Source organism: Candidatus Binataceae bacterium (genome assembly GCA_035294265.1).
Classification (GTDB): domain Bacteria; phylum Desulfobacterota; class Binatia; order Binatales; family Binataceae; genus DATGLK01.
Genome location: DATGLK010000010.1, coordinates 1 through 19115, shown reverse-complemented (window position 1 = coordinate 19115; position 19115 = coordinate 1). Strand labels below are relative to the sequence as shown.

Here is a 19115-nt window from a genome sequence, read left to right as displayed (position 1 = left end):
TGGGTACTTTCTCAGCCCAGATAGCGGTAGAAGGTTGCGCCCAGCGCGTTGCACAGCGAGCGCGGCAAACGTCGAATTATGACTGCCAGCAGGCCGAGCGCGCCGGTGGTGATCTCGGCGCTGAGATAGCGCGGGCGGCGCGGGTAGAATGCATACGGCAGCGCCAGCGCCTGCGCGCCCAGCTCGCGCTTGAAGCGGTTGAGACCGCTGTTGTGCCGGTCGCTGCGCCCCAAATCCAGGCAGTGCACGCTGCCTGCGTAATGCTCCACCACGCTCCAGAAGAGCAAATGATTGGCGCCCGCCGGCGCCTCCACCGTGCGCGCGGCCCATTTGGCGTGCAGCCGTTCACCCTCGCGCAGCACCACTACCGCGGCCACCGTACGGCCCTTGAAGCGTGCCGACCACACCTGCAAAGCGGATTTGGGAAAAATCGAGCGGGCCAGGTGAAAGAAGCGGCGCGGCTGGGCCAGCAGTCCCAGCCGGCGGCGAGTTTCCACCTGCAGTGCATGGAAGGCGTCGATGTCTTCGCGGGCCTGGCCGATCACAATCTCCACTCCGGCAGCGGCCGCGTGACGCACTTGGCGGCGGAAATTGCGGTCGGCGGCGCGCTCCAGCGCGGCCCGCGAGCGGCGCAGGTCCAGGCTCCAATGGAGGAAGCAATCACTGATGTGCCAGGGCGGTCCGGGATCGATACCGCGCAGCTCGCAACTACCCTGGGTCAGCAAACCGGCTAACAAATCCTTCAGCGCGCCGTGATCCAGCGCCAGCGGTGGGCACAAATCTGAAAAGGGTAGACTGACCCGGCGCGCCCCGAGCAGCGAGCGCGGACGGGCCAACAGGCAGCCGGCAGCTAGATCATGGCCGTCGCTGATGGCGGCCAGACTCAGCTCGAAGCCGTAGCATTCGCATAACAACCGCAGCCAGGGCTCGCGATGGTAGAGGGTGGCACCCTCGGCCTGGGTCGCCAGCCGATGCCAGGCCGAGAGGGCTTCGCGCCAAGGCCGGAGATGGAAATGGCGTTGTTCGTCCCATGCGCTGACGGGCGCGGGTTGGCTCATAGTCCACCTCCGCTGAGCATGGCGGGCAGGGTGCGCAACAGGATGCTCAGATCCTTGGCCAGCGACCAATTGTCGATATATTCAATGTCCAGCCGCACCATCTGTTCGAAGGAGAGCTGGTTGCGCCCACTGACCTGCCATAGTCCGGTTATGCCCGGTGGCGCATCCAGGCGGCGCCGATGCCAGCTCTGGTACAGTTCCAGCTCGTAGGGCAGCGCCGGCCGCGGACCGATCAGGCTCATCTCGCCGCGCAGCACGTTGATGAGTTGGGGCAGTTCGTCCAGGCTGAAGCGGCGCAGCCAGCGCCCCACCGCCGTCACGCGCGGATCTTCGCTTAGCTTGAAGTGAGCACCCGCCGGCGCACCGGCGGTGATCCATTGCTGCACGTATTGGCGATGGATTAGATCGGCCGCGGACACCGTCATGGTGCGAAATTTGAGCAGCTCGAAGGGACGGCCGTGGCGCCCCAGCCGGACTTGGCGGAAGAGCAGTGGGCGGCCCTGGGTCAGCCACAGGGCCGCGCCCGCCAGCAGCATCAGTGGGCCCGCGCACAGCAGGGCCGCACAGGCGGCGGCAATATCGAAGGCGCGCTTGAGGAGCAGGTTTAATCCCTCGATATTGCTGCAGCGCGGTCCGATCAACGGGACCGCGCCGATCATGTCAACCAGCAACTCGCGCCCGGGCGCGCCAAACAACCGCGGCACCATTCGCCAGTGAACGCGCAACTCTTCGCACCGCCGCACGATCCGTTCCAGCTCGGCCGGCGCATCCTCGGGCAGGATAATGAACACCTCCAGGTTGCGATGGCGCGCGGCCAGTTCGGCCAGCACCGGCTCGCCACCCAGCACGGGACCCCGATAAGCGCTGCACTCTGGGCCGATAAAGCCCAGCAATTCATACTGAGTCAGCTCTTCTCGGATGCGATCGCAGACGTAGTGGGCCAACGCGTCCTGCCCCACGATCACCACGGGGATAGCGATTTTGGGATCGGCATACAGGTGGCGAATGAGGCGGCGCAGGAGGGCTCGATTGCTCCGCACCAACAGCACGCTGACCGGCAGAATCAGCATCAGGGTCAGGCGCGAGAGTTGCAGATGGGCCAGGAAGGCTATGAACAAGGTCAGCGCTAAAGCGACGACGCAAGCCTTGAGCACCGCCACGGACTCCTGGGCGCCGCCATTGCGCAGACGGTAAAGGCCGCAGCTTCGAAACACCAATAGCCAGCCCAGAGCAGCCGCCATCAGGGCCAGCGCGAGGGCCGCAGGATCGGTGCGGCGCAACTGCCCGGCCATCGCGCCGGCGGGATCGTGCAGCGCCAGCGCCAAACCCGCTGCGCCCAGCAGTGCGGTTTGATCGACCAGCGCGAAAAGAACCTTTTGTCGGCGTTGCTCGACGTCAAACATTGCTTGTCCCCGCGCCCGCGGCGGCGCGTACCACGCTGGCGACCTGCTGGACCTCGCGCGCGCTCAGATGGGGATGCATGGGCAGCGACAGCACGGTGTCGGACAGCCGTTCGCTGATCGGAAAATCGCCGCGCCGATAGCCTAGCTCGCGGCAAGCGGGCTGCAGATGCAGGGGTACGGGATAATGGATTCCGCACTGGATTTGAGCGCTGAGCAGAGCCTGGCGGATAGCGTCGCGCCGCCGGCTCTCGATCACGAACAGGTGGTAGCAAGGTTCGCAATCGGCCGGTTCGGCAGGTAGGCCCACGACGCTGTCGGCCAGGAGCTCGCTATACCAGCTAGCGATAAGGCGTCGGCGCGCGTTCCAGGCCTCTAGACGTTGCAGCTTGGCGTTCAGAACCACCGCCTGCAGACTGTCCAGGCGTGCGTTGTAGCCATATTCCTGGTGGGCGTAGTGCGACAGGCGACCGTGATCGCGCAGGCGCGCGAGCTGATCGGCCTTCTCCTCGTCATTCAAGGCGATTGCCCCGCCCTCGCCCCAGCCGCCCAAATTTTTGCCGGGATAAAAGCTGAAGCAGCCGAAGTCTCCCCCCGCGCCCGCTCGTAGCATCCGCCCGCCCACAAGCACGCGTGCGCCATGGGCCTGACAGGCGTCTTCAATGATGGGCAGGTGCCACTGCGCGCCGATCCTGCGCAATTCATCCATCGCCGCCGGCAGCCCATACAGATGCACCGGTAAGAGGGCGCGTGGCCCCTGCGCGGTCTGCCAGCGTCCGGCCTGCAGATAGGCGCGCACGGCTTGGGGGTCCATCGTGCGCCGGATTGGGTCGACGTCGATTAGCACCGGCCGCGCACCGGTCTGAACGATCGCCTCGGCGGTCGCGATAAAGGTCAATGGCACGGTCAAGACCTCGCTTCCGGGACCGACCCCGGCCGCGAGCAGCGCCAAGCGCAAGGCGTCAGTGCCGCTGCCCACTCCGATCGTTCGCTTGACGCCAAGGTAGGCCGCCAGAGCATTCTCGAAGGCGGCGACCGACGGGCCGCCGACATAAGCCGTCTGGCGATGGAGCTCGGCCAGCGCGGGTTCGGTCTGGGACATGATCTCGGCGTTTTGGGCCGCCAGATCGACCAACTTGATCATCGTAACCCCTCCCCAAAGCGCCTATGCGCCCGCGCTGGCGAGCCCATCACGCAGGTGCCGGGCGCGACGTTATGGGTGACCACCGCGCCCGCGCCGATCAAAGCTCCAGCACCAATCTCCACGCCGCACATGATGATTGCGCCGCTGCCTAGAGAAGCGCCGCGGCGCACCACGGTGGGTTCCAGCCGCCAGTCGGCTTCGCTTTGCAGCTGTCCCTGGGAGTTGACCGCGCGGGGCCGGCGGTCGTTGATGAAAATCACGCCATGCCCCACGAAGACCTCGTCCTCGATCACGACCCCGGTGCAGATGAAGCTGTGGCTGGAGATTTTGCAACGGGCGCCGATGCGAGCCCCGCGTTGAACCTCGACAAAGGCTCCAATGCGACTTTCTTCGCCGATCTCGCAGCCGTACAGGTTGATCCAAGGCGCCAGACGCACCGCCCGCCCCAGGCGCACATCGGCGGCGACCCCCACCGGACGTTCCCCACCGCCCTCCATCACGCCACCTCCGGGCATCGCACCGCGGTTTGCGCGCCGCCTTGTCGCAGCGAGCAGCCGGCTGCCTCCAGCACGCTGACCACGCGCAAGCCGTTGATACCGTCGGTGGCGGGCCGCTCGCCGGTCAGAATGCAGCGGGAGAAGTGCTCGCACTCAGTCTTGAGGGGCTCGGTATCCTCCAGACGGGGGATATGAATGTCGCCGTAACGATAGGAAAACTGGAAGTCGCGGTAGGTGTCGTAGTAGGGCAAAACGGTCACTCCTTTGTCGTAGATACGGATTTTTTCCTGAGTCGCAGTGTCGTCGTACACCAGCATCTTCTTGGAGCCGACGATGGTGGTGCGGCGAATCTTGTTGGGGTCAAGCCAGCTCACGTGGATGAAGGCAACCACGTTGTTGGCGAACCACAGGGTCAGCAGGGCTACGTCCTCGACCTCGCAGCGGTAATGGCTTTGGCCTTGGCAACTGACCGCCTCGGGCAGCCGTCCCAGCAGCATCAGGATGATCGAGACGTCGTGGGTGGCCAGGTCCCAGGCCACGTTGATGTCATGTTGGAACAGCCCCAAGTTGGCTCGCACCGAACTGATGTAAAAGACTTCGCCCAGCTCTCCCGAGCGAATCAGCTCACGCATCTTGAGTACCGGGGCGCTGTATTCGAAGGTGTGCCCGGCCATCAGGGTCAAGCCCTGCTCGCGCGCGAGCTGGACCAATTCCAGTGCTTCCGTGCTGGCGGTTGCCAGCGGCTTTTCCACCAGCACCGACTTGCCCGCCATTAAAGCGCGCCGGGCCAGTGGATAATGGGTGCTGACCGGGGTGGCGATGATGAGGCCACGGATAGTGGGGTCTCGCAGCACGTCTTCGAATTGGTCGGTAGTCTCCACGCCGGGATAGAGCTGACGGATACGGGCGCGGCGCTCGGCGTCCAAATCGCAGCACACCAGGCGGCGGGCGCAGCGCAACAAGCTCAGGTTACGGACCCAGTTGGGACCCCAATAGCCCAAACCCACCACCGCCAAACCGCTCAACGTGGGCGCCAGTTTGGGTTGTGCGGTGCCCTCTTTTTGGACCTGAGGCTCAAAACTCATTGCGGACTCCTGTGCCGAAAATTCGACGGATAGTGGGGGGTAAGGAACTGCGCGCGGCGTTGAAGATCACCCCGGCCAAGGCTCGGTTGGCGGCACGCAAGGCACTCACCGTAGTCGCCAGCTCGGCACGTTCGGTATGGCCGTAACGCACCACCAGCAGGATTGCGTCGCCGGGCCGTGCCAGGGCCAGCATCCGCGCATCCAGCCGCAGTACGCCAAAATCGACCACCGCCAGCGGGAAGGCGTCCAGCGCCTGATCGATTTGTGCCGCCAACGCGCCGTCTGCGGCCCCAGGTTCGGGTAGATGACAGGTGCCAAGGGCGAGCTGGGACCAGCGCGTAGGGCGCACGTTGACCAGAGCGTTGGCGGCCGGCCAGGCGCCTTCGGGGGAGGCGAACAGGCGTTGCAGGGTGGGGTGGCGAAAATGCAAGTCCATCAGCACCGTGCGTAAGCCCAGGCGCTGGCTCAAATCGAGCGCGATGCCGCCGGCCACGCTGGAGGCGCCATCGCCGGGGCGGCAGCCGCTGACCAGCAGGCGTACCGGGTTGCCCAGCGCCGCCAGTGGCGCGACTCGTTCGGTGAGGCGGCGGATGGCGCGATCGCGCGCAATGTTGCCGACGATGGAGGGGGCGATGGGAAGTTGGGTCACGCTGGACGCGGGTAGCGGGCGCGGGGCTGGCGGCGGCTCGGCGGGCGTCTCCAGCGTAATCACATCCTCGGCGGCGTCGAGATTCTGACGGGCGGCGCGTTGCAGCACTTCGAAATAACTACTCATCGAGACGGTCCTCCGACGGCGGGAAGGATCATGGTTTCTCCCGGGAACACCCGGTTGATATCGGTGATCTGCGGATTGACGCGCGCGACCTGGGCGAGGGTTTGCTGGGCGTTGGAGCCCAGATATTGCAGGGCCAGGGCGCCGACCGTGTCGCCGGGATGGATGACGATCTGACGATGAGCCGGCAGGCTGGAGACAACGCTAGGGATGGGTAGGGCGGCCAGCGGCGCGCGCTGTGAGTCGTGGGCCTGCGCCATGGGGCCAGGACCGGCGGCGATCGCCGCCGGCGCCATTGCTGTCACCAGGGGGCGTGGAGCGCTGTTGCGCACGAGACGCGCGGCAGGCATCCCGCCACGCGCGGGTCGTGCTGGGGAATGGGGTGCGCCATGTTCCCAGCCTTGCCAGGCCGCCAGCCCCAGCATCAGCGCTGCCGCCAGCGGCCCCATCCGCCGCAGCCGCGGGCGCGCGGGTGCTGGGGCCGATCCGCCTGCCCGCGCACTCAACCAGCCGCCGTACTCGCGCGCCGCGGCCCGCACCATGCCCCCCCCTACCCGGCGCTGGTTAGCCACATAGGCCAGCAACATCGCGTTGTGACACAGCACGTTGATGCGGCGTGGCAGCCCTTCGGAATGGCGCGCGAGCTGGCGTAGCGCGCTGGGGCTAAAGATGGTGGTAGCTTTGCCACCCACCGCGCCCAGCCGACAATCGACGTAGGGCGCCACCTCGCGCCGCTCCAGCCGGCTCAATTGGGCGCGCGCGCCGATGCGCTCGTTGAATTGGCGCAACTGGGGCTGGCGCAGGCGAGCAGCCAATTCGGGTTGGCCCACCAGGATCAGTTGCAAGGGAGTGCGGGTGGCGGCCGGCAGATTGGCCAGCAGACGTAAATCTTCTAAGGTCTGGTCGGATAAACCCTGGGCCTCGTCCAGGAGCAGGACCAGGCGGCGATCGGGTGCCAGGTTGGCCAACGCCTGATTGAACCCTTGCACCAGAGCCAGACGTGAGAACCGGGTCCTGATGTTGAGTTCAGCCAACACCAACCCCAGCATCTCGCGAAAGCCCAGTTTGGGATCGCTTAGATGAACGATCCGGACTTCGGGATGGCTGCGCGCCAACAACGAATAAATGAGCGTGGTCTTGCCGGTGCCGGTCTCGCCGGTAACCAGGGTAAAGCCGCTCGGTTCGGACAGCCCCCACTCCAGGGTAGCCAGCACCTCGCGATGGGCGCGGCCCAGGTAGAGCGCCGCGCTGACGCTTGAACCTTGGAACGGATTGGCGCTCAAGCCGAAATGCTGATTGAGCATCGCGTTTCGCCCTACCTAAAAGGCTTCGGGCAGTATCGCCACCGTCGGCAGACCGCTGGCGCGCTGAATCGCCGCCAAGCTGTGGATGCGACTGTCACGTTCTTCATCCCACCAGGCTGCTCCCAGCCCCAACCCAAGCCCCAGCAACGCCCCCACCGCCAGGTTCAGCGGCAGGTTGGGAAACACCGGGCGCAACGGCAGGGCGGGTGGCTCGGCGATGCTGACGTTGAGGATGCGGCTTTGGTTGAGGGCTCCGGCGGCACGCGCCTCTTCGCTCTTGCGCACGTAGGAGAGATAGGCTTCTTTGGCCACTTCGACCTCGCGCGTGGCTTCCTCGAAGCTGCTTTCATCGCCGGTCAGCGCGCTTAATTCGGAGCGGTAGCGGGTTACTTCCTGGGCCAAGTCCTGCTGGCTGGCCTGCAGCGCCGCCGCCGATACCTTGGCCTGGGCCAGCTCGCTGTCGAGGGTCTCCCAGGCCGGGTTGATATCGGTGCTGCTCTCTTCAATCTCGGTGTGGTTTTCGCGTGTCAGGATGGCCTGCGCGGCCTTGAGCTGGGCGTCGATGTCGCGAATGCGCTCGCTGTCGGGCCGGTAGCGGGTCAGCAGTTCGGCGCGTTGGGTTTGCAGCGCCAGCACCTGCGGTTTGATACTTTGCAGGGCCATATTCTGGACCACTTTGGTTTCCTTGGTGACGCGCTGGGGATTGCTACGCAGTTGCTCCTGCAACGAAGCCACCCGTTCGTGACTGGCCGCCAATTCAGCCTGATTGCGCCGCATACCCGCCTGGAAATTTTCCAGATCGTTGAGCAGGGCCTGCTTTTGCTCGTCCAGATTACTAATGCCGGTCTGTCTTTCGATCGCGAGCAGGTGCTGCTCGGCCAGGCTCAGCCTTTGTTGCAGAAGGGCGGCCTGGGCTTGAAAAAAGCGCTCGGCTTGGGGGTCTTGCGACAGCCGGGCATGGTAGTCCAGGTAATGGCTAAGCAAGGCGGCGACAAAGCTGCGCGCCCAGCCCGGATCATGGGAGCGGAAGCTGACCTGGAGCAGGTTGGAGCGCTTGACTACCCAGGCCGACAAGTTGGACTGCACCGCCATCGCCTGGCGCTGGACGGGGTCGGGCGCGGGGGCGTCATGCAAGGCGCGGTAGCCCAGGGCTGGCAACTCCAGCAAGTCGCGCATGGCGCGCAGGCGTTCACCCCACAGATTGGGGTGTGGGGGCGGTAGTGCGGCCAGGGTTTGCTCGATCAAGGCGCGGCTGGTGAGCAAGGTTTGCTCGGAATTGAGATCTTCTTCGCTGACCGGATTGACCATCACCGCCGGCTGGTTAGTGGCGGCGCTGGGCAAAGTGGGCGAAACCAGAAATTGCGCGCGGTTGTCCTGGACCAGCACGGTGGCGGTAGCCTGATAGATTGGCGGCCAGGCCAGCGACAGCAGCAGAATTGCGCCGAAGACCCCAAGGGTCACCCGGGACACCAGCTCGCGGCGGCGAAAGGCTATCTCCAGCCATTGGTTTAAATAGTTCTGCATGATTGTGCTTATGCCTTGCTCCGGTTATGGAATCGGAATGGGAAGATAGGGATCGACCGGAATGTTGTTCTTGACGAAGTGCTTGACCAGCAAGTTGAAGTTGGCGATGCCCGAGCGCGGCACCACCACGACGTCGGCCGGCATCAAGGCGATATCCTCTTCCCCGTTGCTGTCGTTGAGCGCGCTTTGCAGGTCGAATTTGCTGCCGTGGGGGTAGCCGCAGGCGTCATGGCGGATCAAGATACTGTTGGCCGCACCTGCGTCTTCAGTAAGGCCGCCGGCTTCTGCCACCGCCTGTATCACCCGCATTCCGGGCTGGAGCGCAATGGCGCCGGGGTGGGCCACCTGCCCTTCGACATAGACCCGGCGGTTGGGCGAGTCGGCGATCCGTACACTGGCCTGCGGCGCCAGTAACTCGTGCCCGTAAGCCTGATCCAGATCGCGCGCGAACTGAGCCGGGGTGCGTCCGGCGGCGGGTAGCTCGCCGACCAGCTTGAGCTCGACATCGCCATCAGGGCGCACTCTTATGTTCTGATCGAATTCGGGCGACAGATAGAACGAAATCGAAAGCAAGTCGCCGGGCGCGATGCGGTCGCCGGGGGCGGTGGTACCTTCGGGATCGTTGGCGCTCAGGCAGGGCGGCGAGGGGACTTCCTGGTTGAGTAGCGCGGCGGAGTCGCTCTGGCGCGCGCAGCAGGCACAAACCCACAGCGCGGCAGTCAACGCCAGGGCGCGGCGTAGCGCACCGCAGTGCTGACTGAAATATGTTTTTACCATCGTTATCGTGTCCTCAGTGAACGCCACCAGTGGTCGGGTGCAGGCGCGCGGATCTGTTTGCAGGAGCCGGATGTCGAGTCGCGCCGCGCTACAAAAATGAAATAGCCAATATGTATTGTCAACTTTCCGCCCGATATCCTGAATGTCGTTCAGTAGCTAGTTCACTTGATACTCTGATCGCGCCCAAAAGAAGCCCACATGATGCAGTAATGGTCGTGGTCACTCGCCTGCCCTTGAGGACAGCATAGCCGGCCTAATTTGATTCAATGTGTCGAGGTCGGCCGCTTAAGCCTTGTAGGACAAGGATTTTTTTGTCGCCCGAAAGGGCATGGATCGGCCGCTGTGCGTAATCCTTGCGCCATCGTCGGCTCGCGCCAACTTTCGTTTCGCACATGCTGGGGGCAAATATGCACTTGTCGTCGGCCCTCGCCGAGGTCCGATTCACCGCGCCGCGCCGGCTGCCGAAAGAGCCTGCGCAGGCTACTCCCGCGCCCTCATTTCACCTTGATCGGTGCAGGAGGGTTGAGGTCAAAGCCATTTTGACCTCGAGGGTTGCTTGCAAGAGCGAGCGCCGATATTGCTGGAGGGGGTCTTCGCGCCCTGCCTGAGCGCTCAGTGCTCAGCCGCTTAGCCAGATCGCTCCTTCCACAACAGCGCCATCACCATACCGTGCGCGCGACGGGTGTGCGCAGGTGTGGCGATGCTTCCAGCTTGCCGGCTACGCTTGATAGGCGGATGCCGGTCGACGATGTTCCCTACTGCGGCCGGGGGTGCAGCATTGATGGCCCGGGGCCGATATCGCGCAAGCGATATCCCGCGGAGGGAAATTCTGCTAAGCCAATAAGCAGATAGCCAGGTGCGGTGCTTGCGCCAGACCAAGGGTGCGCGCCGCGCGGATCAATGAAGAGCGCGCCCGTTGTCGTGGCGCGCGACGGAGGTCTGTAGATATGCTCAAGCCGGAAGAAAACGAATTGTTGACGCGGGTTGGCCCTGGCACTCCCATGGGTGCCTACATGCGCCAATTCTGGACTCCCGTGCTGCGTTCCGAACGCTTGAGCGCGGGTGGAGCACCAGTGCGGGTGCGGCTGCTGGGCGAGGATTTTGTGGCCTTTCGTGCCAGCGACGGCCGGGTGGGATTTTTCGACGAGGCCTGTCCTCATCGAGGGGTCTCGCTGCAGATGGCGACCAATGAAGGTGACGGGTTGCGCTGCGCCTATCATGGCCTAAAACTGGGGCCGACCGGCGAAATACTGGACGTCCCCTGCGAGCGCCCGGAGCGACGCAGCGAGTATGCCGCTAAAATTAAAGTTGGCCATTACCCGGTGCGCGAAGCTGGTTTGGTGGTGTGGGTTTATATTGGCGCGGGCCAGCCGCCCCAATTTCCCAAGTACGATTTCTTTGCCTTGCCCAAGGAACACTTGGATGTGTGTGTGGGAATCGTCCATGCCAACTGGCTCAACGGGCTGGAGGGGCAGCTGGATTCGGCTCATGTGCCGATCCTGCATCGCGACTGGTTGCGCCAGGTCAATGGCAACCGGCGCCGCATCGGCGCCCGCGGTGTGATCAGCTACGACACCGGGCCGCGCTTCGAGTTTGAGAACACGCTCTATGGCTATCGCGAGGCGGCCGTGCGCAAGGCGCCGGGCGATATGCGCTACGTGCGGGTGCGCGACTTCGTGGTGCCCTATTACTCCTTCATTCCGATTGGCGGGCGCGCCGACGATCATGACATGACCATCTCGGTGCCGGTGGACGACGAACATTCGGCGCAATGGGACGTGGTCTACAATTACGTGCGGCCGCTGGGTCCCGAAAACAACGCCCGTCGCATCGACGGCGTGGACGACATCGCCCAGGGCATCGCGCCGCTGGGAGTGGAGCAGCGCTTTGGGCAAAACCGCGCGCGCATGAAAGAGGGCAGCTGGGCCGGCTTTTCCCATCTGCGCTACGAGGACTTCGCGGTGGCGATGGCCCAAGGCATCATTTGCGACCGCAGCCGCGAGTACCTGGGCATGAGCGATACTTCGATTAACCGCGCTCGCCGAATGCTGCTGGACGCGGTCAAGCGCTTTGCCAAGGGCGAACCTGCTTTCGGCACCGACGAGCGAATCGATTATTCGCCCATCCGCGCCGAAGATGCGGTTATTCCCGCCGGCGAGGACTGGCGCAAAGTGGCGCGCGAGTTCGTCGAAGAGGGTGCTGCAGGCTGAGTTTCCTTGTAACCCCAACCTCCTCCCGCTTGCCGGGGGGAGGTTGGGGTAGGTGGCCTACGCTAAGTCGGGCTGGTACCAGCCCCTTGCTGCGCCATAGGACCTCATCATGTGGGAATGGCTAGAAGGGGCTCCTGCAAGCGGCGATTGTCAGAGCAGGTAGGGTTTCCTAAGTGTCCTGCGCGAGCTCCTGCGAAAATGCCGCGTATCAAGTCGAGCTCAGAGCAACCGTAGGCTTAATGTAGGAACCCCGTACGAGGAACAAACGGGGCCGCCAGATCGTGCGAGCGTCGGGCGGCGTCGCTTGAAGCCGCCAAGGGTCCTGTCCCACTTTCAGCCTGGCCTGCTCCGGCCTACCCTGCTGCGTCAAACGCCGGGCTGGTAGAAGCGCTGGCCACAGCGGCTTCGTTCGCAACCGGCTTAAGGGCGAGGGTGGGTTTGCGATAACGCATGATCAGTTCGCTGCGCGCCACGTAGGCAGTAGCCTCGTGCACCAAGCCGCGCCGCTCCAGCAATTGCGCCAAGCTTTGGCGGGTATAATGGCTGATGTGCTCGTCACGGTAGCCGCCTGGCATGAGTGCCCCGTAGATGGGTTCGATCATACGCCAACCAATGGTGGCGTAGTCCGGAGTGCCTACGATCAGCTGGCCACCGGGACGCAGCACTCGCACCATTTCGTCAAACAGCGTCTCGTCGAAGGGAATATGCTCGATCACCTGCGAGCTGATTACGCAATCAAAACAGCCGCTGCGAAAGGGCAGAGCGAAAGCCGAACCGCGCGTTACCGGAATTCCCAGTCGCTTCAAGTAGCGAGTCTTGGAAAAATTGTATTCCATCGCGATTGCGTTGCTCAGACTCTGGATGATCATGCTGGAGCCGGCACCGGCGTCCAGGGTGCGGCCGGCGGCGCGCGCCCAGCCGGTGATTATCTGGTGGCGGCGGCGCTGCCAGTAGCGCTGCAGCGGAATGGGGCTGTAAAAGGCGCGCGCGTCGTAGTCGGCCGACTCGATCGAATTGCGCAGCTTCCACAACTTCAGCGCAGAGACGCTGAGGTCCAGGCCGAAGCGCAGCAAGCGGGCGTGGGAAACCCCACGATCGCGTGGGAAGTAGGTGAAGGGGACTTCGCCGATGCTGAAGCCGGCGGCGTAAGCTTTGATCAGAATCTCCTCGAGCACTTCGAAATTGCGCCCCTGCAGACTGAGCTCGGCCACGGCGTCGCGATGGTAGAGGCGGAAGCCGCTGGACAGATCGCGCACCGGCATCGAGAGTAGCCGGCGCAGCACGCGGTTGAGGAGCTGGCTGAGCGCGCGCCGGCCCCAGGAAGTATAGGCCAGCCCGCCGCGCACGTAGCGCGAGGCGATCACGATGTCGCCCAGATGGCGGGCCTGCCACAGACGCCCCACCATGGTGGGCTCGTGCGACATGTCGGCGTCCAAGGTGAGCAGGTACTGACCGCGCGCAGCCTTGAAGCCAGTCACCAGGGCACCGCCGTAACCGGGTCGCTGCTCGGGCAGCAAACGGGCGCCCGCCTGCGCCGCTACGGCTGCGGTGTCGTCGCGCGAGCCGCCGTCGATCAGCATGATCTCGTAGCGCAGGCCGTTGTGTTCGAGCGCCTGGCTGAGCTTGGGTAGGAGCTGGCGCAGGTTATCGGCCTCATTGAGGACCGGAAGTATAACGCTTAAGTCCAGCGTCGCCGCCCTCTCGCCCGGGCTCAAGCCATCCTGAGGCATGCTCCCCATCCTATAGCACGAAAGCGGCGCGGCAAGCCTAGCTGATAGGCGGTTGGTTCAGGCTTCCGGCCCCAGCATTAGCTCGGGACGGACCACCCGGTCGAATTCCTCGCCACTTAAGAATTTGAGTTCCAGGCAGGCCTCGCGCAGCGTTTTGTGCTCTTCGTGAGCTTTTTTGGCAACCTTGGCAGCGTTGTCATAACCGATTTGGGGGCTGAGGGCGGTCACCAGCATCAGGGAGTTGTGTAAAAAATGCGCAATTTGGCGATGATTGGCCGCCAGTCCCTTGACTGCGTAGGTTGTGAAGCTGTGCGCCGCGTCCGCCAACAGGCGGACCGAATGCAGCAGGTTGTGAATGATGAGGGGCTTGAAGACGTTGAGTTCGAAATTGCCTTGGCTGCCGGCAAAAGCGATGGCGGCATCATTGCCCATCACCTGCACGCAGACCATGGTCAGCGCTTCGCATTGAGTGGGATTGACCTTGCCGGGCATAATCGAGGAGCCCGGCTCGTTCTCGGGCAGAATCAGTTCGGCCAGCCCGCAGCGCGGGCCCGAACCCAGCCATCGCAGGTCGTTGGCGATCTTCATCAAGGCCACCGCCAGGGTGCGCAACGCGCCGCTGGCCGCCACCAGCCCGTCGTGCGCGGCCAGGGCGGCGAATTTATTGGCCGCCGAGACGAAGGGTAGGCCGGTCAGCCGCGCGATTTCCGCCGCCACCCGCTCGGCGAACTGAGAAGGAGCATTGAGCCCGGTGCCGACCGCGGTGCCGCCGATCGCCAAGTGGTAAAGCTCGGGTAGGCAGTTTTTGATGCGCTCGATCGCCTGATCGAGCTGAGCGACATAGCCGGAAAATTCCTGGCCCAAGGTGAGCGGCACCGCGTCCATCAGATGAGTACGGCCGATTTTGACGATTTGATCGAACTCCGCCTGTTTGTGCGCCAGAGCCTCGCGCAGTTCGGTCACGCTGGGTAGCAGCCGGTGGCTGAGCTCTTCCAGCGCCGCGATGTGCATCGCCGTGGGGAACGTGTCGTTGGAGGACTGCGACATGTTGACGTCGTCGTTGGGATGGATGGGCCGCTTGCTGCCCATCACCCCGCCCGCCAACTCGATGGCGCGATTGGAGATGACCTCGTTGGCGTTCATGTTGGATTGAGTGCCACTGCCGGTTTGCCAGACGTGCAGGGGAAACTCCCGGTCCAGGCGTCCCTCGATCACCTCGTCGGCCGCCGCCATGATCAGCTTGGCCTTGTCCGGGGCCAGCTTCCCCAGATCCTCGTTGACCCGCGCCGCCGCCCGTTTGAGGATGCCCATGGCCCGGATCATTTCGCGCGGCATGGTGTCCGCGCCGATTGCGAAGTGGATCAGCGAGCGCTGGGTCTGCGCGCCCCAGTAATGGTCGCTTGGGACTTCGATCGCTCCCATGCTGTCGGTTTCCGTCCGGGTTGGTTTGCTCCCAGTCTTCGCTTTTTCCATGGACATGCTCTTTCCTCGATCGATTGTCCGCTGCGCGTGCGCGAATTCATCTTAGCTCGCTTGAAAATCTTAATTGAGCGGGTTCAGAGGCTCAGTCAAGCTGCAGCACAGGCATGGCTGGCCTTGCATGCAGGCTTACTGTGAGCAGGCAGCACTTGCGACCTACGCTATTTGGAGTACAAAAATCTACCAAATTATTGGTACATGCGCTGCACTGGCCATACCTGCTACAATATGTTCTGAAATTCGCAATTTTGGATGATTTTTGTGCACATCAGCTTGACTTGAAAAATGTGCAAAACTTGCGCGACCAGACCTGAAATATGAGCAGTGAACAATCCAACGCGCGACAGGTCGCCGCGCAATTCGCGAAGCGCACACTGCGGCCGTCCGCGGCACCGATTGATGGTCTTAAGGATCCCGCCGAGCTGATCGCACAAAACTCTCCGCTGTGGAAGGTACTCAAAGCCGCGTACCGCGCCGGATATCACGCCGCGATCTTGCCCAAAGCAATCGGTGGGATGGGGCTTGACGGGGTCGGCCAGCAAGCAGTGTTCGAGGAGTTGGGATACGGCTGTTCCGGTTTGGCGCTCGCGTTGCTGGCAACGGCGATGCCTTTTGCGGCCTTGGCGCGGCTGAACGATGAAGGCTTGAGCGCGGAATTTCTGCGCGCCTACGTCAGCGACGTTGGGGCTCGCGCAATTGGCGGCTGGCCGCTGGCCGAGGGGAGCGATGCTATCGCGGCTCACAGCCTGGGCGATTATTTCGTGCTGCGCGGTATTTTGCCCTGGGTTGCCAACGGCGCCATTGCAACTCATGCGCTGGTGTTCGCCCGATTAGAAGGCGAGCTGGCCGTGTTTTTCGCGCCCTTGCGCAGCGCCGATGTGATTCGTACTCCCGCGCCTGATCAGATCGGCCAGCGAGGCCTGACGGTGGCGGAACTCAGGTTCGCCGGGGTCAAGCTGCCACGCCGGTTGCGGATTTGTTCGGGCAGCCTGGCGGAGCAACTTCGCCTGGAATTGAAAGGTGCCTGGCACGCGGTCCATGGCGCGGTGGCCACCGGACTGGCGCGGGCCGCGCTGATGGAAGCCCTGGAGCATTGCCGGCAGACGTTGTACGCCGGCAAACCTGTCAGCGAGCATATCCAGGCCCAGCATGAGCTGTTCGAAATGTTCGCCTGGGTGGAGGCCTGCCGGGCGCTGTCGCGGGCCGCGTTGGAACGAATTGACGCGACTTTGGCCGAAGGCGCTCACTATGCGTTGGCGGCCCAGCTCTTTTGCGCCAACGCCGCCTTGAGAGTGGCGGGTCACGCTTTGCCTTTGTTCGGCAAGCATGCGTTGCGCGCGCCCATCGAGCTATTTTTTCGCGATGCGCGCGCCGCCTGTATCAGCTACGGTGAAACCCCGGTGCTGTGGGGCGCCAAGCGGGTGCTCGCCGAGGCGCTGGCCTCAGCCCCTAATTGAGGTTCCCCACCCTCCTTATTCTTGCGACTCCCGCGGCATGGCTACCCTGAAAAGGTTTGGGGCGAAATCTGCCTTTTCCGACCAGGGCCTACGTAGGGATGAAAATTGATACGCCGCGCCAGTGCGGCCCAGCTCAAACCCATCTCCACAGCAGTTTGGATTGACTTCCCGCACCCACAGAAATGAAACGTGTTTTGGTAGATAACAGGCAGGGGAAGCTGGCTGCAAAGACTTTGTCCGCAGTCTGCTAGTCTATCGGGCTTATAGCCCGTCTTTGAGGCGTGAGCTGCCTCGCTCTTGCTAACAAGCGGGCCAGTTTGACCACAAGCATCGGCTTACCGCACTAGTTGCCGCCACGCGGCGGTTAGGCAAACATTGATCGCGATGGTGTCAGGCACGGCCGGTCATTGCCGGTGCGCGCCGAGGTAGGTGAGTGTGCTGGAAGCCACGCAATCCAATCCGCTGGTATCGGGACTGACCAGCAACCTGGTGCCGCAGCCTTGTTCGTTGGTAATTTTTGGCGGCGCTGGTGACTTGGCCGGGCGCAAGTTGATACCGGCGCTCTACAACCTGTTGCTCGAGGGCACCCTGCCGACCAGCTTCGCGGTGGTAGGTTTCGAGCGCCGAGCCCTGGATAACCAGGCCTACCGCGAGTTCGGGCGCGAGGGCGTGACCCGCTTTTCGCGCCGCGCGCCCGACGACAACCATTGGCGCGAGTTGGCCCAGCGGATGTTCTATGCCTCCGGTGACTTTGCGGATCTGAGCGCGTTCGCAGCGCTCAAAGCGGAGCTGGAGCGGATCGAAAGCAGGCTGCAAATCCCGGGCAATCGGATCTTTTACCTGGCCATTCCGCCGCGGCTCATCGGCCTATGCGTTCAGCAGCTTCAGCGTGCCGGGCTGGTCAACCCGCCCGCTTCCGGCAAGCCTTTCAACCGAATCATTGTGGAGAAACCGGTGGGCAGCGACTTGGCCAGCGCGCGCCGGCTCAACGACGCTTTGGCGGAGGTGTTCGACGAAAGCCAGATCTACCGCATCGATCATTACCTGGGTAAGGAGACGGTTCAGAATATCCTGGTAATGCGCTTTGGCAACGCGATTTTCGAGCCTTTGTGGAACGAGAAATATATCGACCACGTGCAAATCACGGTGGCCGAAGAGGAAGGGGTGGGCACGCGTGCGGGCTATTATGAGGGGGCGGGTGCGCTGCGCGACATGGTCCAAAACCACATCATGCAGTTGCTCTGCCTGACCGCGATGGAGCCGCCCTACGCGATGACCCCCGAGGCGATTCACGACCACAAGCTGGAGGTGCAGCGCTGCCTGCGCCCGCTGACGGGCGAGGAGGTCGATCGCTGCGTGGTACGCGGCCAGTATCGGCGCGGTTACGCGATGGGCATCGAAGTGGCAGGCTATCGCGAGGAGCACGGAGTCGATCCCCATTCGGCCACCGAAACCTATGTGGCGATGAAGGTATTCGTGGACAATTGGCGCTGGGCTGGAGTGCCGTTCTATTTGCGCACCGGCAAGCGCCTGCCCAAGCGCGCCAGCGAAATCGCGGTGCAATGGAAGCAGGTCCCGCGCCTGATGTTCGATCAGGCCGGGGTCGCCGAACCTAACGCGCTGACCCTGCGCATCCAGCCCGACGAGGGGATGTCGCTGCGCATCTCCACCAAGCTGCCCGGGCCGCGCTCGCGCCTGTTTCCGGTCAAGATGGATTTTCGCTACGGTACTACTTTCGGCGAGCAGGCCTCACCCGAAGCCTACGAGACTCTGCTGTTGGACGTGATGGCGGGCGAGCAGACCCTGTTCATGCGCCGGGACGCGGTGGAAGCGTCCTGGGCCTGGATCGATTCCATTCGCGAGGTCTGGGCCAGCCGCGGGCGTAGCGGGTTGAGCGAATATCCGGCCGGTACCTGGGGCCCGGCCGCCGCCGATCGGTTGATCGGTGCCGATGGGAGGCGATGGAGGACGCTGTGAGCGCAGCGCTGACGCCGGTGAAGCCGAGCGAGATCGAGGCCGCGCTGGCGGCGTTGTGGCGTCCCGCCCAGGCCCACGGAGCGGTGATGCCGGCGCTGACTCGCGCCTGCATGTCCAACTTGATCGTGTACTGCGACGATGCTGCGCGTGCGGCGGAGGTGATGGAGGACTTGCCCCACGTCGTACGCAGCCATCCGGCGCGCGTACTGACCCTCATCGACGACTCCGAAGCCGGAGTTCCGCAGGCGGCTGTCAGCACCCAGCGGGTCTCCGACGACCGCGGCCATCAGGTGGTCTGCGAGCAAGTGGTTCTGCGCGCCCGCGCGGTCAGCCTCAGCTCGTTGGCTCGGCCCCTGCTTCTAGGCGATATTCCCACCTCTTTGTGGTGGGCCCCGCCGATGGCGCCGCCTGATGGCGGCCGGCTGTTCGTCGATCTGGCGCGGATGGCCGATCAAGTGATCTACGACAGTATCGACTGGCACGATCCGGTGGCCGCGATGATCGCGACCGCCGGCTGGGCTAGCCGCCCCGAGATTCTGACCGCCGCCGATCTCGCTTGGCGCAGGCTCAAGCCCTGGCGCCGTCTGCTCAGCCAGGGACTGGACCCAGCGGTGGTGCCTGGCGCCCTGGCCAGTTTGTCTGAGGTGGAAATCGAGCACGGCCCGCACGCGCTGCCTCAGGCCTGGTTGCTGATGGGTTGG

General features: G+C 63.8%; 15 protein-coding genes. 4 read left to right on the top strand and 11 right to left on the bottom strand.

Translation table 11 applies throughout. The annotated features are described in order from the left end of the window. Positions 1–11: 11 nt before the first annotated feature. Genes VKV28_01155 through VKV28_01115 form a run of 9 tightly spaced genes read right to left on the bottom strand, consistent with a single transcriptional unit; the run spans position 12 to position 9561 of the window. The gene (locus VKV28_01155) at positions 12–1058 is read right to left on the bottom strand and encodes a GNAT family N-acetyltransferase (protein HLH75388.1); all 1047 of its coding nucleotides are present in this window, start codon (positions 1056–1058) and stop codon (positions 12–14) included. Continuing rightward, complete coding sequence (locus VKV28_01150; GenBank protein HLH75387.1) at positions 1055–2461, bottom strand: sugar transferase; 1407 nt, start codon at positions 2459–2461, stop codon at positions 1055–1057. Before VKV28_01150 ends, VKV28_01155 begins: the two co-directional genes overlap by 4 nt. After that, positions 2454–3602 carry a DegT/DnrJ/EryC1/StrS family aminotransferase gene (locus VKV28_01145; GenBank protein HLH75386.1) on the bottom strand — a complete coding sequence of 383 codons (1149 nt, stop codon included), beginning with the start codon at positions 3600–3602 and terminating at the stop codon, positions 2454–2456. The genes VKV28_01150 and VKV28_01145 overlap by 8 nt, the downstream gene beginning before the upstream one ends. After that, on the bottom strand, positions 3599–4099 hold the full coding sequence (locus VKV28_01140) for an acyltransferase (protein ID HLH75385.1): 501 nt from the start codon (positions 4097–4099) through the stop codon (positions 3599–3601). The genes VKV28_01145 and VKV28_01140 overlap by 4 nt, the downstream gene beginning before the upstream one ends. Further along, positions 4099–5184 carry a Gfo/Idh/MocA family oxidoreductase gene (locus tag VKV28_01135; protein ID HLH75384.1) on the bottom strand — a complete coding sequence of 362 codons (1086 nt, stop codon included), beginning with the start codon at positions 5182–5184 and terminating at the stop codon, positions 4099–4101. Before VKV28_01135 ends, VKV28_01140 begins: the two co-directional genes overlap by 1 nt. Then, on the bottom strand, positions 5174–5959 hold the full coding sequence (locus VKV28_01130) for a hypothetical protein (protein HLH75383.1): 786 nt from the start codon (positions 5957–5959) through the stop codon (positions 5174–5176). Before VKV28_01130 ends, VKV28_01135 begins: the two co-directional genes overlap by 11 nt. Further along, positions 5956–7260, bottom strand: a complete 1305-nt coding sequence (locus VKV28_01125) for an ATPase, T2SS/T4P/T4SS family (protein ID HLH75382.1) — start codon at positions 7258–7260, stop codon at positions 5956–5958. The genes VKV28_01130 and VKV28_01125 overlap by 4 nt, the downstream gene beginning before the upstream one ends. A 15-nt stretch (positions 7261–7275) precedes the next feature. After that, a complete protein-coding gene (locus VKV28_01120; protein ID HLH75381.1) occupies positions 7276–8784 on the bottom strand; it encodes a hypothetical protein in 1509 nt (502 codons plus the stop codon). A 24-nt stretch (positions 8785–8808) separates the two neighbouring features. Next, positions 8809–9561, bottom strand: a complete 753-nt coding sequence (locus tag VKV28_01115) for a polysaccharide biosynthesis/export family protein (protein ID HLH75380.1) — start codon at positions 9559–9561, stop codon at positions 8809–8811. 947 nt (positions 9562–10508) lie between these two features. Here VKV28_01115 and VKV28_01110 point away from each other — a divergent pair. After that, positions 10509–11771: a Rieske 2Fe-2S domain-containing protein gene (locus VKV28_01110; GenBank protein HLH75379.1), complete on the top strand. Its 1263-nt coding sequence runs from the start codon at positions 10509–10511 to the stop codon at positions 11769–11771. A gap of 353 nt (positions 11772–12124) precedes the next feature. On the opposite strand, the gene VKV28_01105 is transcribed toward VKV28_01110, so the two are convergent. After that, positions 12125–13501, bottom strand: coding sequence for a glycosyltransferase (locus VKV28_01105; GenBank protein HLH75378.1), 1377 nt, complete (start codon positions 13499–13501; stop codon positions 12125–12127). Between the two features lie 57 nt (positions 13502–13558). Next, on the bottom strand, positions 13559–14974 hold the full coding sequence (gene fumC, locus VKV28_01100; GenBank protein HLH75377.1) for a class II fumarate hydratase: 1416 nt from the start codon (positions 14972–14974) through the stop codon (positions 13559–13561). 323 nt (positions 14975–15297) lie between these two features. Between fumC and VKV28_01095 the strand changes: the two genes are divergently transcribed. The 3 genes from VKV28_01095 to VKV28_01085 all read left to right on the top strand — a co-directional run. Further along, the gene (locus tag VKV28_01095; GenBank protein ID HLH75376.1) at positions 15298–16437 is read left to right on the top strand and encodes an acyl-CoA dehydrogenase family protein; all 1140 of its coding nucleotides are present in this window, start codon (positions 15298–15300) and stop codon (positions 16435–16437) included. A 429-nt stretch (positions 16438–16866) separates the two neighbouring features. Next, on the top strand, positions 16867–18414 hold the full coding sequence (gene zwf / locus VKV28_01090) for a glucose-6-phosphate dehydrogenase (protein HLH75375.1): 1548 nt from the start codon (positions 16867–16869) through the stop codon (positions 18412–18414). Next, positions 18411–19115 (top strand): glucose-6-phosphate dehydrogenase assembly protein OpcA (locus VKV28_01085; GenBank protein ID HLH75374.1); only part of this gene is annotated, 705 nt, incomplete at its 3' end. The genes zwf and VKV28_01085, both read left to right, overlap by 4 nt.

Bases quoted from the DNA above. Each gene is read 5' to 3' on its own strand.
- VKV28_01150 (HLH75387.1), bottom strand. From the start codon at position 2,461: ATGTTTGACGTCGAGCAACGCCGACAAAAGGTTCTTTTCGCGCTGGTC.
- VKV28_01130 (HLH75383.1), bottom strand. From the start codon at position 5,959: ATGAGTAGTTATTTCGAAGTGCTGCAACGCGCCGCCCGTCAGAATCTC.
- fumC (HLH75377.1), bottom strand. From the start codon at position 14,974: ATGGAAAAAGCGAAGACTGGGAGCAAACCAACCCGGACGGAAACCGAC.
- VKV28_01155 (HLH75388.1), bottom strand. From the start codon at position 1,058: ATGAGCCAACCCGCGCCCGTCAGCGCATGGGACGAACAACGCCATTTC.
- VKV28_01095 (HLH75376.1), top strand. From the start codon at position 15,298: ATGAGCAGTGAACAATCCAACGCGCGACAGGTCGCCGCGCAATTCGCG.
- VKV28_01115 (HLH75380.1), bottom strand. From the start codon at position 9,561: ATGGTAAAAACATATTTCAGTCAGCACTGCGGTGCGCTACGCCGCGCC.
- VKV28_01105 (HLH75378.1), bottom strand. From the start codon at position 13,501: ATGCCTCAGGATGGCTTGAGCCCGGGCGAGAGGGCGGCGACGCTGGAC.
- VKV28_01125 (HLH75382.1), bottom strand. From the start codon at position 7,260: ATGCTCAATCAGCATTTCGGCTTGAGCGCCAATCCGTTCCAAGGTTCA.
- VKV28_01135 (HLH75384.1), bottom strand. From the start codon at position 5,184: ATGAGTTTTGAGCCTCAGGTCCAAAAAGAGGGCACCGCACAACCCAAA.
- VKV28_01110 (HLH75379.1), top strand. From the start codon at position 10,509: ATGCTCAAGCCGGAAGAAAACGAATTGTTGACGCGGGTTGGCCCTGGC.
- VKV28_01140 (HLH75385.1), bottom strand. From the start codon at position 4,099: ATGGAGGGCGGTGGGGAACGTCCGGTGGGGGTCGCCGCCGATGTGCGC.
- VKV28_01145 (HLH75386.1), bottom strand. From the start codon at position 3,602: ATGATCAAGTTGGTCGATCTGGCGGCCCAAAACGCCGAGATCATGTCC.
- VKV28_01120 (HLH75381.1), bottom strand. From the start codon at position 8,784: ATGCAGAACTATTTAAACCAATGGCTGGAGATAGCCTTTCGCCGCCGC.